This window comes from Azospirillum sp. UENF 111221 (assembly GCF_058780625.1).
On the sequence record NZ_JBSNCH010000003.1, the window covers coordinates 108,305 to 124,232 of the forward strand.

The window sequence follows — 15,928 nt, forward strand, 5'->3', positions numbered from 1 at the left end:
GCGGTCCCCCCGATGCCCCCTTCCACGCTCGGCGGAGCGGTGGAAGGGGGCAGGGGCGACGCTTCCTCTCGATTGCGTTTCTTATTGTTATACGGTTACGCGAATTCCACGATCTTCTGATCGACCGCCAGGCTGCTGCCCGGCGCCGCGTGGATTTTCGCGACCGTTCCGTCCTGCGACGCGCGCAGAATCTCCTTCATCGTCTTTCATCCTTGCCTCGCCGAACAGCGGGCAACGATTTTCCAGGCGGCCTGCATCAGCACCGCACCCAGCGCGGTCTTCAGCAGGGTGGCTGCCCAGAAAGGCCACAGGCCGGCCGCCAGCGCCTTGTCCAAGCCGAACAGCAGCGACAGCCACGCCACGCCCGGCACGAACAGCATCGCGTGGCCGAGCGCCATGGCGGCGACCGCCTTGGCCGGGCTGCGGTCCCAGCCGCGTTCGGCCAGCAGGCCGATCACCCCGGCCGCGAGGACGAAGCCGACCAGATAGCCGGCAGTCGGCCCCATCATGTAGGCCGGGCCGGCACCCGCCCCCGCGAAGACCGGCAGGCCGGCCAGACCCTCGGCAAGATAGAGCAGCACGGTGGCGACCGCGAGCCGGCTGCCGTAAGCCATGCCCAGCAGCATGACGACCATGCTCTGCAGCGTCATCGGCACCGGGTAGAACGGCACCTGCACCTTGGCGGAGACCGCCATCAGCACGCTGCCGAACAGGGCCGCCATCGCCATCTTGGCGAGGCCGCCCTGCGGCACCAGCGTGCCGAGCAGCGGGACCGGACGGACGACGGGCGAAACCTCGTAAGCCATGTCTGAATGCCCTTACGCCGTAAGAGTTTTCCTGTCAGGCAAATTCCACGATCTTCTGATCGACCGCCAGGCTGCTGCCCGGGGCCGCGTGGATTTTCGCGACCGTCCCGTCCTGCGAGGCGCGCAGGATGTTCTCCATCTTCATCGCCTCGACCACGGCCAGCACCTCGCCGGCCTTGACCTCCTGGCCTTCCGACACCGACAGCGACACCAGCAGGCCCGGCATCGGCGACAGCAGGAACTTCGACATGTCCGGCGGCGCCTTGACCGGCATCAGGGCGTCCAGCTTGGCCGCCTTCGGCGTCAGCACCTTGACGATGGCCTGCGACCCGCTGTGGTGAAGGCGATAGCCGATGCCGACGCGGTCGATCTGGACGCAGACAGCCGTGCCGTTGACCGTGCCGCGGAACAGCGGCTCGCCGATCCGCCAGTCGCTCCGCACCGTGTGGTGCGTGCCGCCGACATCGACGGTGTAGCCGATGCGCTGCGCAGTGCTGTCCGCCGGATGCAGGTGCACCGGATGCTGCGTGCCGTCCAGCACCACCACCCAGTCGTCGCGCACCGTCACCTTGTTGCCGGGCATCTTGCCGGAGATCTGGATGTCGCGGTCGTTCAGGCTGCGGTGGATCACCGCGCCAACCGCGACCAGCACCGCCGGGTCTTCCGGCGGCAGGTCCGAGGCGTGGAAGCCGTTCGGATACTCCTCGGCGATGAAGTTGGTGGTCAGCCGCCCGTCGACGAAGCGCTGGTTCGCCATCAGCGAGGCCAGGAACGGGATGTTGTGGCTGACGCCGCGGATGTAATACTGGTCCAGCGCCTCGCGCATTTCGGCGATGGCCTCGTCGCGCGTCTGTCCCCAGCTGCACAGCTTGGCGATCATCGGATCGTAATACATCGAGATCTCGCCGCCCTCGAACACGCCGGTGTCGACGCGGACGTGGGGGCCTGCGGCCGGCGGCCGGTAATGGGTCAGGCGGCCGGTCGAGGGCAGGAAGTTGCGGAAGGGATCCTCGGCATAGACGCGGGCCTCGACGGCCCAGCCGTTCAGCTGCACGTCCTCCTGGCGGAGCGTCAGCTTCTCGCCGGCGGCGACGCGGATCATCAGCTCGACGAGGTCGAGGCCGGTGATCAGCTCGGTGACCGGATGTTCGACCTGAAGTCGGGTGTTCATCTCCAGGAAGTAGAAGTTGCGCTCGGCATCGACGATGAATTCGACCGTGCCGGCCGACTTGTACTGCACCGCGTTGGCCAGAGCCACCGCCTGCTCGCCCATCGCCTTGCGGGTGGCGGCGTCGAGGAACGGGCTCGGCGCCTCCTCGATGACCTTCTGGTGGCGGCGCTGGATCGAGCATTCGCGCTCGTGCAGGTACAGGCAGGTGCCCTGCCCGTCGGCCAGCAACTGGATTTCGATGTGGCGCGGCTGCTGGATGTACTTCTCGACGAAGACGCGGTCGTCGGCGAAGCTGGAGCGCGCCTCGTTGGTGGCCGAGCGGAAGCCCTCGCGCGCCTCCTCGTCGTTCCAGGCCACGCGCATGCCCTTGCCGCCGCCGCCGGCCGACGCCTTGATCATCACCGGATAGCCGATGTCGCGGGCGATGGTCACCGCCTCGCTGTCGTCGGCGATGACGCCGAGATAGCCGGGGACGGTGGAGACGCCGGCGGCCTTGGCCAGCTTCTTGGACTCGATCTTGTCGCCCATCGCCTGGATGGCGTGGGCGTCCGGCCCGATGAAGGCGATGCCGGCGGCCGCCAGCGCCTCCTGGAACTCGCGCTTCTCCGACAGGAAGCCGTAGCCGGGATGGACGGCCTGGGCGCCCGTCTGTTTGCAGGCATCCACGATCCTGTCGATCAGCAGATAGCTCTGGGCGGACGGGGCGGCGCCGATGTGGACGGCCTCGTCGGCCATCTCGACATGGAGCGCGTTCCTGTCGGCGTCGGAATAGACGGCGACGGTCTTGATGCCCATGCGGCGTGCCGTGCGGATGACGCGGCAGGCGATCTCGCCACGGTTGGCGATGAGGATCTTCTCGAACATGCTGCCGGCCCTCACAGCGGAATGTTGTCGTGCTTGCGCCAGGGGGTCTGGAGCTGCTTGTTCTTCAGCATGGACAGCGCCTTGGTGATGCGGCGGCGGGTTCCGTGCGGCATGATCACGTCGTCGATGTAACCGCGCGACGCGGCGACGAAGGGATTGGCGAACTTCTGCTTGTACTCTTCCGTACGCGCCTCGATCTTCTCGGCGTCGCCGATGTCGCTGCGGAAGATGATTTCCACCGCGCCCTTGGCGCCCATCACCGCGATTTCGGCGGACGGCCAGGCATAGTTGAGGTCGCCGCGCAGATGCTTGGACGACATCACGTCGTACGCGCCGCCGTACGCCTTGCGGGTGATGACGGTCACCTTCGGCACGGTCGCCTCGGCGTACGCGTACAGCAGCTTGGCGCCGTGCTTGATGATGCCGCCATATTCCTGGCTGGTGCCGGGCATGAAGCCGGGGACGTCCACCAGGGTCAGGATCGGGATTTCAAACGCATCGCAGAAGCGGACGAAGCGCGCCGCCTTCTTGGAGCTGTCGATGTCGAGGCAGCCGGCCAGCACCATCGGCTGGTTGGCGACGATGCCGACCGTGGAGCCGTTCATCCGGGCAAAGCCGATGAGGATGTTCTTGGCGTATTCCGGCTGGAGTTCGAAGAAGTCGCCCTCGTCGACGATCTTGAGGATCAGCTCCTTCATGTCGTAGGGCTTGTTGGGGTTCTCCGGCACCAGCGTGTCGAGCGAGAAATCCTCGCGGTCGAGCGGGTCGGCGCAGGGACGGACCGGCGCCTTCTCGCGGTTCGACGACGGCAGGAAATCGACGAAGCGGCGCAGCTGGAGCAGCGCCTCGACATCGTTCTCGAAGGCCAGATCGGCCACGCCCGACTTGGTGGAGTGGGTGACGGCGCCGCCCAGCTCCTCGGCGGTCACGACCTCGTGGGTGACGGTCTTCACCACGTCGGGGCCGGTGACGAACATGTAGGAGCTGTCCTTCACCATGAAGATGAAGTCGGTCATGGCCGGCGAGTACACCGCACCGCCGGCGCACGGCCCCATGATCAGCGAGATCTGCGGGATGACGCCCGAGGCGTCGACGTTGCGCTGGAACACCTCGGCATAGCCGCCGAGCGAGGCGACACCCTCCTGGATGCGCGCACCGCCCGAATCGTTCAGCCCGATGACCGGGGCGCCGACCTTCAACGCCTGGTCCATGATCTTGCAGATCTTCTCGGCATGCGCTTCGGACAGCGCGCCGCCGAAGACCGTGAAGTCCTGGCTGAAGACGAAGACGAGGCGGCCGTTGACGGTGCCGTGGCCGGTGACCACGCCATCGCCCGGGACTTTCTGGTTTTCCATGCCGAAGTCGATGCAGCGGTGTTCGACGAACATGTCGAACTCCTCGAACGAGCCTTCGTCGAGGAACAGGTCGATCCGCTCGCGCGCGGTCAGCTTGCCTTTGGCGTGCTGGCCGGCGATGCGCTTCTCACCGCCGCCCAGCCGCGCCGCGGCGCGCTTGGACTCCAACTTGGCCAGAATGTCTTGCATCGGGCGTTCCCATTATGTGGCATCGCAGTGACGGTCCCTGCCCCGGCGCCTAGCGACGCACTCATTCACCGGAACGCCGCGGATTATTCACAAACTTCGCAGCGCTTCAAACAGCCTCTTCGCAAAAAGGTGCGAAGTTGCGAAGCCCTTTGCAAATGCCGCTTTGCGCTTGCTAAGATTGCGAAGAACGGCTGATTTCCAAGGCCTCCGCCGGGCAGGATTTTATACGCATGCAAAAGAAGCTGTTCCTTGGCTACAAGCTGCGCCGCCTGCGCGAGCAGCGCGGCCTGACCCAGGCGTCGCTCGCCAAGACGCTGGAGCTTTCCCCCAGCTATCTCAACCAGTTGGAGAACAACCAGCGCCCGCTGACCCTGCCGGTGCTGATGCGGATCGCCGCCACCTTCGAATTGGAGCTGTCCGCCTTCCTGGAGGACGAGGACAGCCGGCTGGTCTCCGATCTGCGCGAGGCGCTGGCCGACCCGCTGTTCGCCGGCGCACCCTTGACCGCGGCGGAACTGCGCAGCGTGGTGGGATCGAGCCCGGAGCTGGCCCGCCGGGTGCTCAGCCTGCATCAGGCCTATCAGAAGCTGCATGAGCGGGTGCAGTCGCTGACCGACAGCCTGTCCAACAGCGAACAGGGTGACAGTTTCGCCGGACCGCAATTTCCCTATGAGGAGGTGCGGGACTATTTCCACTACTGCAACAACTACATCGGTCCGCTGGACGAGGCGGCGGAGCGGCTGTGGGACACCGAGAAGATCCATTCCGGGTCGCTGCTGAACGAGCTGGCCGCCTATCTGAAGCGCCGCCACGACGTGCGGGTGAAGATCGTCGCCGACGAGGCGGGCGACACCGCCATGCGCAGCTACGATGCCACCACCGGCACGCTGCGGCTGTCGGCCCTGCTGACCAGCTCCAGCCGCGCCTTCCACATGGCGAACCAGATCGCGCTGCTGGAGTTCGGCGACCAGATCGACGATCTGGTGGAGCAGGCGAAATTCTCCAGCGAGGATGCGCGGTCGATCTGCCGGGTCGGGCTCGCCAACTATTTCGCCGGGGCGCTGGTGCTGCCCTACCGCGCCTTCGCCGCCCAGGCCCGCGCGCTGCGCCACGATGTGGAGCAGTTGCAGAGCCGCTTTTCCGCAAGCTTCGAGCAGGTCTGCCACCGGCTGTCCACCCTGCAACGGCCGGGCGCCCGCGGCCTGCCCTTCTATTTCGTCCGGGTCGACATGGCCGGCAACATCACCAAGCGCCATTCGGCGACGCGCTTCCACTTCGCCCGCTTCGGCGGCGCCTGCCCGCTGTGGAACGTGCATGACGCCTTCGCCCAGCCCGGCAAGATCCTGGTGCAGTTCGCCCAGATGCCCGACCGCACCGCCTATATCAGCATCGCCCGCACGGTGACCAAGCGCGGCGGCGCCTATCTGAAGCCGTCACGGCAATTCGCCGTCGGGCTGGGCTGCGAGGCGAGCCACGCGCCGGAACTGGTCTATGCCGCCGGCATCGACATCACCGACCTGAAGGCCGCCGTGCCGATCGGCGTCAATTGCCGCCTGTGCGAGCGCACCGACTGCCAGCAACGCGCCTTCCCGCCGATCGGCAGCGAGCTGCGGGTGAACGAGCATCACCGCAGCTTCGTGCCCTACCTGTTCAACCCGCCGGACATGCCGTCCGGCTGAACGCCCTGCCGGGCTGGCCACCGCCGTCGCCGCCGCTGTCGAGGACGACGCGGTCGCGCCCCTCGTCCTTCGCCCGGTACAGCGCGTTGTCGGCCCGGATCAGCAGGCGGTCGATGCTGTCGCCGTCGCGGACTCCGGCGACGCCGAAGCTGCCGGTCTGCCGGTGGCCGTTGGAGAAGTCATAGCCGCGGATCGTCCGGCGCAGCCGCTCGGCCAGGGCGAAGGCCGCTTCCGGGCTGGCCTCCGGGCACAGGATCAGGAATTCCTCGCCGCCCCAGCGGCCGACCGTGTCGGTGGCGCGCAGCGCCTTGCGGGCCAGTGCGGCGAACTCGATCAGCACCTGGTCGCCGAAGACATGGCCATAGCGGTCGTTGACCTGCTTGAAGTGGTCAAGATCGACGAGGATGATCGACATCTGCCTGCCGTAGCGGGCGGCGCGCTCCATCTCCGCACGGCAGACCTCGTTCAGATGGCTGCGGTTGGCAAGCCCGGTCAGCACGTCGGTGCGCGACTGTACCCGCAGCCGCTCGTTCACCCGCATCAGCGTCACGATCCAGAACAGGCTGGTCAGGATGACCGCCGCCGGGATGGCGAGCAGTTTCGCCAGCGTCCAAAGATCGAGCGGCGACTGCACCTGGATGGCGACATGCCGGTTGGCGATGGTGGTCCGTTCGGCGGCCGAGATCGTCCGGACGCCGCGGTCCAGCGCCGCCAGCAGCTCCGGCTCGTCCCGGCGGACGCCGATGCGCAGCAGGTTTTCATAGCCCGGCAGATGGCCGGCGACCTTCAGGTTGAACCAGCCGGCCGTCTTGATGGTGAAGACGGCGACGGTCAGCGACCGCAGCGTCATGTCGGCCTTGCCGTGGGACACCATGGCAAAGGCTTCCGCCTCGCTGTCCACCATGACGATGCGCAGCTCGGGAAAGTCGCGGCGCACCCGCTCCTCGACCGAGGTTCCCTTGGGAAGCACCATCGTTTCGCCGCCGAGGCCGGCGAGATCGGCGATGAAGTCGTGGCTTTCCCGCGTCACCAGCACATTGGGATCGACGAACATCGGCTCGGTGAAGGCCAGCCATTCCTCCCGCTTCGGCGTCCGGTTCAGGAAGCTGAGGAAGCGGCAGCGCCCGTCCCGCACCGCCGCCATGCTGTCCTCCCAGTCGCGGGTCGGCAGCGGGGTGAGCGCGACCCCGGAACGCTCCGACACCAGGGCCAGCAGGTCGGCGGCGATCCCCTGGTGCCTGCCGTCGGCGGTGATGGTTTCGTAAGGGGGCCAGTCGGGGTCGGCGCAGTAGGTCACGCTTCCGCCGGCGCTCTCGGCGCCATAGGCCGCCGCGGCAATCAGGAGATGAACCGGAACCGTCAGGACCGCCAGACCTTGCAGCAGCCGCCTTGCCGCTCTCCCCGACATCGAATTCTGCCATACAGCCACTTCTCCGGCGTCGGTCGACGCAGCCTGGTCGGCTTACCCAAGTATGTCACGACAGAATAACGCTGTTTGCCGCGCGCGGCTTGCGAAATGATGCGCCGCTGGCCCGCAACTTGCTGAGAATTGGTCGCAAGATCGGCCGGAGCACGGACCTCGGTCCTTTTCTGACCCGATCGATGCAAGCTGCTTTGCATTTTGCCAATGGCGGGCCATGAACGGTGACATTCTGCATCACGTCCCCCACCACAGGGGGACGGCATTCGCTCCGGAAGCGATGGCCCGCATGCTGGCGGTTTCCACCACGGCCCTGGCGCAGGGGCGGGGAATCACCCTGGATGTCGGCGTCCTGACCGGCACGCCGCCGCGCCTGATCGGCAATGCGGAGACCGTCAGCAGCCTGTGCAACGCGCTGGCGGCGAGCGCCATCGCCAGCGCAGCACCGGGCCGGCTCGGCCTGCGGCTGTCGGCCCAGCCGGCCGGCGAGGATTCGGTCGTCTTCCGGGCCGAGCTGCATGGCCGCTACGAGGCCAAGTGCGAGGACGGGTTCAACAAGGATTTCATGCGCCGCCTGCTCGCCGCCCTTGGCGCGCAGATGAGCGTGACCGAGGAGGCCGACGGATCGCGGCGCGCCGTGCTCGACATGCCGGCGGCCCTGCCCTCCCGCACCACCGACGGCGAGCTTCTGATGAACTGGGCGCGGTCGCGCGGCGGCCGGCTGCTGGTGGTGGACGACAGCGCCACCAACCGCATGGTGGTGGCCGGGCTGCTCGCCAAGGCCGGCTTCTCGGTCGAGACCGCCAATGGCGGGGCGGAGGCGGTGGAGGCGGTCGCCCAGGCGCCGGTGCCGCCCGAGGCGGTGCTGATGGACGTGGCGATGCCCGACATGGACGGCGCCACCGCCACCGCCACCATCCGCCGGCTGGCCGACGACCGGGCGCGCATCCCGATCATCGCCGTCACCGCCAATGCCCAGCCCGAGGACCGCATCCGCTGCCTGGCGGCCGGGATGAACGACTATCTGACCAAGCCGGTCCGCCGCGCCGACCTGCTGGCCGCGCTGGAACGCTGGCTGGCGCCGCAACCGGCCTGATGTCGCTGCCGGCCTGACCTCACATCGTCAGAACGAAGAGTCGGGCTCCTTGAGGAACGCCTCCTCCTCCGGCGTGCTCGCGCGGCCGAGAAGGGCGTTGCGGTGGGGGAAACGGCCGAAGCGTTCGATGATCTCGCGGTGGCGCTGGGCGTAGCGGATCGTCGTCTCGTCGCCCACCCGTTCGGTGAACAGCGCGACGGAGCGCTCCTGGCTGCCCATGTCCTCGTGATGCTCGAAGGGCAGATAGAGGAAGGTCCGCTCGTCGGCGGTGCATTCCAGGTCGAAGCCGTTGGCGACGGCATGCTCGCTCGCTTCCCGCGCCCTGGCGTCGGTGGCGAAGGCGCGCGGGTCGTCGCGGAACATGTTGCGCGGCACCTGATCGAGCAGCACGCAGAGCGCGATGCAGCCGTCGACATCCTCCATCCAGTGGTCGTAGTCGCCGCGGGCCGCCGCCTCGTAATGCGGGCCCAGCGTGTCGGCCACCGCGCGGTCGAAACTGGCCGACCTGCGGAACCAATAGGGCTTCATCGCCTCGTCGAACCAGAAATCGACGATCTCGTCGATCAGACTGTCCACCATTGTCTTCTCCGCCTTGCCTTGTGTCGCCCGACGACACACTCCCCGAAAAAGAACAGGGCGCCCGTCGGGGCGCCCTGTCCATGTCCTAAATCACGTCACCCGAACCGTCAGGCTCAGTGCAGCGTGCTCCACAGCTTGCGCTTGGCGGCGTACATCAGGCCGGCCAGCACCAGCAGGAACAGGATGACCTTGACGCCCATCTGCTTGCGGGCATCGAGGTGCGGTTCCGCGACGAAGGTCAGGAAGGTCGCCACGTCGTGCGCCTGCTGTTCCACCGTCGCCTTGGTGCCGTCGGCGAAGGTGACGCCGTCGGGCTGCAGGATGTTCGGCATGCCGACCTGATGGCCGGGGAACACCTTGTTGTAGTTCATGCCGGGCATCACATGGACGTCGGCCGGCGGCTCCTCGAACCCGGTCAGGAAGGCGTAGAGGTAATCCTCGCCGCCGACGCGGGCCTTCGCCATCAGCGACAGGTCCGGCGGCAGGGCGCCGTTGTTCGACGCGCGGGCCGCCTGGTCGTTGGCGAACGGCGACGGGAAGCGGTCGGCCGGGAGACCCGGACGCATGAACATCTCGCCGGCGTCGTTCGGGCCGGCCTGCACCTCGTAGCCGGAAGCGATGCCCTTCAGCTCGTCTTCCTTGAAGCCGATGCCGGCCAGCGTGCGGATCGGCACCAGACGCATGGAATGGCAGGCCGAGCAGACTTCCTTGTAGATCTGGAAGCCGCGCTGCGCCGCCGCCTTGTCGATGGTGCCGAAGATGCCCGCATGCGCCCAGGTCTGCTTGGGGATGTGCACGCCTTCGGAGGCCTGCGCGGCCCCGGCGATGCCGAGAGCCAGCGCCGCCGAGAGGATTGCAGTCTTCAACGCGCGCATCAGGCCTTCTCCATCGGCTTGGCATGGGCGCCGGCGGCGATGCTGCCCCCGCCCTTCAGAATGGACTCGGAGATGCTGTTGGGAAGCGGACGCGTGCGCTCCAGCTTGCCCAGCACCGGCAGCAGGACCAGGAAGTGGAAGAAGTAGTAGAAGGTGCCGATGCGCGCGATCACCAGCCAGGAGCCCTCGGCCGGCATGGCGCCGGCATAGCCCAGGATCAGGGCGTCGATGGCCAGGATCCAGAAGAACTGGCGGTAGACCGGGCGGAACTTGCAGCTGCGGACCTTGGAGCGGTCGAGCCACGGCAGGAAGGCCAGCAGCGCGATCGAGCCGAACATCGCCAGCACGCCGCCCAGCTTGTCCGGGATCGCGCGCAGCATGGCGTAGAAGGGCAGGAAGTACCATTCCGGCACGATGTGCGCCGGGGTCACCAGCGGGTTGGCCGGGATGTAGTTGTCCGGATGGCCCATGTAGTTCGGCATGAAGAACACGAACACCGCGAAGATGATCATGAAGATCACCACTGCGAAGCCGTCCTTCAGCGTGACGTAGGGGTTGAACGGGACGGTGTCCTGCGGGCCCTTCGGGTCGATGCCGAGCGGGTTGTTCGAGCCGCAGACATGCAGCGCCGCCGTGTGCAGGATCACCAGACCCAGCAGGACGAAGGGCAGCAGGAAGTGCAGCGCGAAGAAGCGGTTCAGCGTCGGGTTGTCGACCGAGAAGCCGCCCCACAACAGCGTGACGATGGGGTCGCCGACGATGGGGAAGGCCGAGAACAGGTTCGTGATGACGGTGGCACCCCAGAAGCTCATCTGGCCCCAGGGCAGCACGTAGCCCATGAAGGCGGTGCCCATCATGACGAGGAAGATGATGACGCCGAGGATCCACAGGATCTCGCGCGGGGCCTTGTAGGAGCCGTAATAGAGCGCACGGAACATGTGGATGTAGACGGCGATGAAGAACATCGACGCGCCGTTGGCGTGCACGTAGCGGATCAGCCAGCCGTAATTCACGTCGCGCATGATGCGCTCGACCGAATCGAAGGCCAGCGAGGTGTGGGACGAGTACTGCATCGCCAGGAACAGGCCCGTGGCGATCATGATCATCAGCATGATGCCGGCAATCGCACCGAACGCCCACAGATAGTTGACGTTCCGCGGCATCGGGTAATGGTTGTACTCGTGATCCAGCATCGTGAAGATCGGCAGGCGGCTGTCGATCCAGTTCACGACCGGATTCTTGAACTTGGTGGCTTGAGCCTGAGCCATCTCGGGGGTCTCCAGAACCGTTGGGCCGCGTTAACCGAGCCGGATCTTGGTATCGCCGGTGAAGGCGTACGTCGGAAGGACAAGGTTGGCGGGGGCCGGGCCCTTGCGGATGCGCCCAGCGGTGTCGTAGTGCGAGCCGTGGCAGGGGCAGAACCACCCGCCGTAGTCGCCGCGCGGATCGGTGACCTTCTGCCCGAGCGGCACACAGCCCAGATGCGTGCAGATGCCGATGACGATCAGCCATTCAGGCTTCTTCACGCGGGCATCGTCGGCAACCGGGTCGCGCAGGTCGCCCAGATTGACCTTCTTGGCGGACTCGATCTCCTCGGCGGTGCGGTGGCGGACAAAGACAGGCTTTCCGCGCCAGGTGACCGTGATCGCCTGACCTTCGGCCACGGGGGCCAGATCGACGTCGATGGAGGCAAGCGCCAGGGTGTCGGCCGCCGGGTTCAGGCTGTCGATGAAGGGCCAGGCCGCCGAGGCGGCCCCGACGACACCGACCGCACCGGTGGCAAGATACAGAAAATCGCGGCGGGAACCCCCCTCGCCGCTGGAGGCCGCGTGGCCACCCGTCCCGGGCGGATGCGTGGTCTGAGCCATAAGCCTGTTTCTCCTCAAGGCATGCCCGACGCCCTTTGCCCGCGCCGGACGACCGATGGACCATTTTTATGCATGACACGGCACGCCCGCCCGCCGAAGGAAAAACCCTCAGGCACGCCGCATCGGTCCGGAGTGGGTATCTCCAGCTTCTGCGCTGCGGTATACCGTCGCGTCGACATCTTGAAAAGTCCTTGGCCGGGAGACAATTTGTCGCGTGTACAGGGGCAAGAACATTTGTATGCAAAACAAACACTTCGAGGCAAGGCCCGCGTTGCGCCTTGTGCTGTTCGAACCCGACATTCCGCAGAACGCCGGGACCCTGATGCAACTCGCAGCCGGGCTGGGGGTGGCTTTGGATCTGATCGAACCCTGCGGTTTCGTGCTGGATGACCGAAGGTTGCGCCGCGCCGGGATGGACTATCTCGACCATCTCGACTGGACCCGGCACAGCTCGTGGACCGCGTACCGCGCGGCACCGCAGGGCGGCCGGCTGGTGCTGCTGACCACGCGGGCGGCGATCCCCTATACCGATTTCCGCTTCGCCCCCGGCGACCGCCTGCTGGTCGGCCGCGAGAGTGCCGGCGTGCCGGACGAGGTGCATGAGGCCGCCGACGCCCGGCTGGTGATCCCGATGGTGCCGCCCGCCCGCTCCTTGAACGTTGCGGTCAGCGCGGCGATGGTGTTGGGTGAGGCCTTGCGGCAGACTGCCGCACTTGTTTCCACCGCTCCCGCACAGCCGGAAATGCCATCGCCATGACAACCAACTCCAGCACCGTCGAAGAGCGCAAGGCCCGTGCCGCCGCCTGGTTCCGGGACCTGCGCGACCGCATCTGCGCGGCGTTCGAGGCGCTGGAGGACGAGCTGACCGGCACCCATGCCGAGCTGCCCGCCGGCCGGTTCGAGCGCAGGAGCTGGACCCGCCCCGACCATGCCGGCGGCGAGGGCGGCGGCGGCACCATGTCGGTGATGAAGGGCCGGGTGTTCGAGAAGGTCGGGGTCAACATCTCGACCGTCCACGGCACATTCAGCCCGGAATTCCGCGCCAACATCCCCGGTGCTGCCGAGACCGGCGAATTCTGGGCGGCGGGCATCAGCCTGGTGGCGCACATGCGCTCGCCGCTGGTCCCGGCGACCCACATGAACACCCGCCACATCGTGACGACCAAGGGCTGGTTCGGCGGCGGCGCCGACCTGACGCCGATGATGGAGGACGAACGGGACACCGCCGACTTCCACGCCGGCCTGCGCGCCGCCTGCGACCGGCACGACCCCGACTATTACCCGCGCTACAAGGAATGGTGCGACCGCTATTTCTACCTGCCCCACCGCGGCGAGGCGCGCGGCGTCGGCGGCATCTTCTTCGACAACCTCGAGTCGGGCGACTGGGAGGCGGATTTCGCCTTCACCCGCGACGTCGGCACCGCCTTCCTCGACAGCTACGCCGCCCTGGTCCGCCGGCACATGAACCGGCCCTGGACCGCCGAGCAGCGCGAACACCAACTGGTCCGCCGCGGCCGGTACGTCGAGTTCAACCTGCTCTATGACCGCGGCACCACCTTCGGCCTGAAGACCGGCGGCAACACCGAGGCGATCCTGATGAGCCTGCCGCCCGAGGTGAAGTGGCCGTAAGGCGACGGCACACCCTGGGTCAGGCGGCCGGGCTTGCCCGGCCCGCAGCCGGAAAGGCCCCGCCGGGAGTGTCGACGCGGCCGGCGCCGGTGCGGAAGTAGCCTGTCGGCGTCGTCCCCATCGCCTTCTTGAACATCACGATGAAGGCGGTGACGAACTCGTAGCCCAGGTCGCCGGCCACCCGCTGGACCGTCGCCCCGCCGGCGAGGTCGCGCAGCGCGACGACCAGATGGAGCTGGCGGCGCCACTGGCCGAAGGTCAGCCCGGTTTCCTGGACCATCAGCCGCTTCAGGGACCGCTCGCTCATGGCGACATGCGCGGCCCAGCCGGCCAGCGTGCGGCGGTCGCCCGGATCCGCCGTCAGCGCCCTGGCGATCATGGCGATCTTGGGGTGGCTGGACACCGGCAGCCGCAACCCCTCCCTCGGCATCAGCGCCAGCTCGTCCAGCAGGACTCGCACGAGGCGGCCGGTGTGGTCCTCCGGGTTGTAGCCGCCCGGCACGTCGGCCAAGCGGAGGATCATCTCGCGGAGCATCGGCGACACCGACAGCGTGCAGCACTCGCGCGGCAACACTGCCGCGTCGGGTTCGACGAACAGGTAGGACAGGCGGGCGTTGGGCGTGACCTGATTGCTGTGCGGGACGCCGCCCGGAATCCACACCCCGCAATCCGGCGGAACGAGCCAGAGGCCGTTCGCCGTCGTGCAGGTGACGGCACCGTGCAAGGCCAGGATGAGCTGGCCCTGCCGGTGGCTGTGCTGCGGCACTTCGGCCTCGTAGTCGCTGAAGTCGAGATGCAGGGCGACCGCCGGACGGTCCGGGCGGTCGGAGTCGCAGTCGAAGTCGTCGATGCAGGGACGCGGCCCCGTCGCCGATGGGGACGCCGAGCGGGATGCCGGCTGGGACGCTGAATGGCCTGTTTTGGAGATCATATGGCATTATCTCCAAATTCATGCGGACGGCAATCCGCTATCACTGGGGCACGACAGCGCGGTCGCCCATCCACAGGGTGCGACCCCGAACAGCTGACCCCCATTGGAGATTGCCATGCGCATTGCCGTCGTCGGCGCGACCGGAAGGATCGGCGCCCCGCTCACCCGCACCCTGCTGGGCGCCGGGCATCAGGTAAAGGCCCTGTCGAGAGGCGGTCCGGCCCTCGACGCCCTGGTCGCGGCCGGAGCGGAGCCGTTTTTGGGAAGTTTCGACACCGGCACCGGAGATCTCGGCGAGTTCTTCCAGGACGCCGATGCCGCCTTCCTGATGGTGAAGACCGACTGGACCAACATTCACGGGCATTATCCGACGGTCGCCCGGCGCTTCGTCGATGCGCTCCGCGGCTCTCCGGTCAGGCTGGCCGTGAGCCTGACCGCCATCGGATCGGAAGTCGGCGGCAGCACGGGCCATTTTGAAAGCTTCCACCATCTGGACCGGACGCTGAACCAGCTCGACGCCATCGACCTCGTGCATCTACGTGCCGGCTGGTTCATGGAGAACATGCTGTTCTTCGCCGATGGGGTCGCACATCATGGCCGGATCGGCTGGTCGCTCCAGCCCGATGTGGCCCTGCCCTGGGTGGCGACGCAGGACATCGCCGGGCTGGCCGCCCGGGAACTGACCAACCCGACGGGCCAGCACCGCGTCGTCCGCGAGGTCGGGTCGGAGGATCTTCACCATGCCCGAGGTGGCGGCCCTCATCGCCCGGGAGATCGGCCGGCCGGTGGAGTATCGCTTCGTCGACCGGAACCGGCCGGAGGTCGAGGCCGCGTTTCTGGAGAGGTTCGGCACGCCGGACCGCTGGCTCGACGACAGCCTGACGCTGGACGCGCTGAACAGCCGGCGGGTGCGGTTCCATGACAGCCGCAGCCCGCTGCCCACCAGGATGGAGGGTTTCCTCAAGGAGGTCTGGAAGCCGGCCTATCTGCGGGCGCTTGCCGGGCAGCAGGGGACCGAAACCTTCTTCACATGGTGCTCCCGGCTCTGACGGCCGAGGAGGTCAGCGCCGCGGCGCCGAACCGCCCTGGCCCCAGGGGCCAGCCTGTAGCCAGGGCGCCCAGGCCTGCCGCACCATCTCGCCCCACAGCCGCATCGGCGCCAGCCACAGATCGGCCGCGGCCGACCCCATCGGGTCGGCGCCGCCCTGCCCTGTCCACTGCCCGCTCCGGGCACCGAAGGCGGGGCCGGCCAGCAGCAGCGGGTTCATCATGGCGGGCGCCAGCAGGCCGGCGACGGCGTCGAAGGACGGCGTGGCGCGCAGCTGGATGGCGATGACCTCCGCCCCATCCTCCCCGGCCTCGCGGTGCCGGATCTGGATTTCCAGGTTCGGCAGATGGGCGGTCAGAATCGTCTCGTCCGGCTTGCGGTCCATGGTCTGGCGCTCCAATCGGAATCGGGTCGGGGA

The 15,928-nt window shown here is 67.4% G+C and carries 15 protein-coding genes; 5 read left to right on the forward strand and 10 right to left on the reverse strand.

Annotated elements, in window-relative coordinates:
* Positions 1 to 206: 206 nt before the first annotated feature.
* From ACWPN3_RS09005 to ACWPN3_RS09015, 3 genes are read right to left on the reverse strand one after another with little or no spacing between them, the layout of a single operon-like run.
* On the reverse strand, positions 207 to 806 hold the full coding sequence (locus ACWPN3_RS09005; protein WP_492243043.1) for a biotin transporter BioY: 600 nt from the start codon (positions 804 to 806) through the stop codon (positions 207 to 209).
* Positions 807 to 840: 34 nt separating this feature from the next.
* A complete protein-coding gene (locus tag ACWPN3_RS09010; protein WP_492243044.1) occupies positions 841 to 2,841 on the reverse strand; it encodes an acetyl-CoA carboxylase biotin carboxylase subunit in 2,001 nt (666 codons plus the stop codon).
* A gap of 11 nt (positions 2,842 to 2,852) precedes the next feature.
* The gene (locus ACWPN3_RS09015) at positions 2,853 to 4,385 is read right to left on the reverse strand and encodes an acyl-CoA carboxylase subunit beta (protein WP_109095660.1); all 1,533 of its coding nucleotides are present in this window, start codon (positions 4,383 to 4,385) and stop codon (positions 2,853 to 2,855) included.
* Positions 4,386 to 4,615: 230 nt separating this feature from the next.
* On the opposite strand from ACWPN3_RS09015, the gene ACWPN3_RS09020 reads away from it, so the two are divergent.
* Entirely contained in the window at positions 4,616 to 6,064 is a 1,449-nt protein-coding gene (locus ACWPN3_RS09020; RefSeq protein WP_109095661.1) for a helix-turn-helix domain-containing protein, read from the forward strand.
* Here ACWPN3_RS09020 and ACWPN3_RS09025 read toward each other — a convergent pair.
* Positions 6,036 to 7,472, reverse strand: a complete 1,437-nt coding sequence (locus tag ACWPN3_RS09025; RefSeq protein ID WP_492261268.1) for a diguanylate cyclase — start codon at positions 7,470 to 7,472, stop codon at positions 6,036 to 6,038. The two genes, ACWPN3_RS09020 and ACWPN3_RS09025, sit on opposite strands and share 29 nt — an antisense overlap.
* Positions 7,473 to 7,701: 229 nt before the next feature.
* Here ACWPN3_RS09025 and ACWPN3_RS09030 point away from each other — a divergent pair, with 229 nt between their 5' ends.
* On the forward strand, positions 7,702 to 8,580 hold the full coding sequence (locus ACWPN3_RS09030; RefSeq protein WP_109095663.1) for a response regulator: 879 nt from the start codon (positions 7,702 to 7,704) through the stop codon (positions 8,578 to 8,580).
* A 27-nt stretch (positions 8,581 to 8,607) separates the two neighbouring features.
* Here the strand turns inward: ACWPN3_RS09030 and ACWPN3_RS09035 are convergent, their stop codons facing one another.
* The 4 genes from ACWPN3_RS09035 to petA form a co-directional block, all read right to left on the reverse strand.
* A complete protein-coding gene (locus tag ACWPN3_RS09035) occupies positions 8,608 to 9,159 on the reverse strand; it encodes a DUF924 family protein (RefSeq protein ID WP_492243046.1) in 552 nt (183 codons plus the stop codon).
* A 113-nt stretch (positions 9,160 to 9,272) separates the two neighbouring features.
* Positions 9,273 to 10,034 (reverse strand): cytochrome c1, encoded by a 762-nt coding sequence (locus tag ACWPN3_RS09040; protein WP_109095665.1) that lies wholly within the window; start codon positions 10,032 to 10,034, stop codon positions 9,273 to 9,275.
* On the reverse strand, positions 10,034 to 11,302 hold the full coding sequence (locus tag ACWPN3_RS09045; protein ID WP_109095666.1) for a cytochrome b: 1,269 nt from the start codon (positions 11,300 to 11,302) through the stop codon (positions 10,034 to 10,036). The genes ACWPN3_RS09040 and ACWPN3_RS09045 overlap by 1 nt, the downstream gene beginning before the upstream one ends.
* A gap of 30 nt (positions 11,303 to 11,332) precedes the next feature.
* The gene (gene petA / locus ACWPN3_RS09050) at positions 11,333 to 11,902 is read right to left on the reverse strand and encodes a ubiquinol-cytochrome c reductase iron-sulfur subunit (RefSeq protein ID WP_098738145.1); all 570 of its coding nucleotides are present in this window, start codon (positions 11,900 to 11,902) and stop codon (positions 11,333 to 11,335) included.
* A 271-nt stretch (positions 11,903 to 12,173) separates the two neighbouring features.
* On the opposite strand from petA, the gene ACWPN3_RS09055 reads away from it, so the two are divergent.
* Positions 12,174 to 12,659, forward strand: coding sequence for a tRNA (cytidine(34)-2'-O)-methyltransferase (locus tag ACWPN3_RS09055; RefSeq protein WP_492261418.1), 486 nt, complete (start codon positions 12,174 to 12,176; stop codon positions 12,657 to 12,659).
* Positions 12,656 to 13,531 (forward strand): oxygen-dependent coproporphyrinogen oxidase, encoded by an 876-nt coding sequence (hemF, locus tag ACWPN3_RS09060; protein ID WP_492261269.1) that lies wholly within the window; start codon positions 12,656 to 12,658, stop codon positions 13,529 to 13,531. Before ACWPN3_RS09055 ends, hemF begins: the two co-directional genes overlap by 4 nt.
* Positions 13,532 to 13,550: 19 nt before the next feature.
* Here the strand turns inward: hemF and ACWPN3_RS09065 are convergent, their stop codons facing one another.
* Positions 13,551 to 14,462 carry an AraC family transcriptional regulator gene (locus ACWPN3_RS09065; protein WP_492261270.1) on the reverse strand — a complete coding sequence of 304 codons (912 nt, stop codon included), beginning with the start codon at positions 14,460 to 14,462 and terminating at the stop codon, positions 13,551 to 13,553.
* A gap of 115 nt (positions 14,463 to 14,577) precedes the next feature.
* Between ACWPN3_RS09065 and ACWPN3_RS09070 the strand changes: the two genes are divergently transcribed.
* Positions 14,578 to 15,384 (forward strand): NmrA family NAD(P)-binding protein, encoded by an 807-nt coding sequence (locus ACWPN3_RS09070; protein ID WP_492261271.1) that lies wholly within the window; start codon positions 14,578 to 14,580, stop codon positions 15,382 to 15,384.
* A gap of 139 nt (positions 15,385 to 15,523) precedes the next feature.
* On the opposite strand, the gene ACWPN3_RS09075 is transcribed toward ACWPN3_RS09070, so the two are convergent.
* Positions 15,524 to 15,895 (reverse strand): hypothetical protein, encoded by a 372-nt coding sequence (locus ACWPN3_RS09075; RefSeq protein ID WP_492261272.1) that lies wholly within the window; start codon positions 15,893 to 15,895, stop codon positions 15,524 to 15,526.
* Positions 15,896 to 15,928 lie beyond the last annotated feature (33 nt).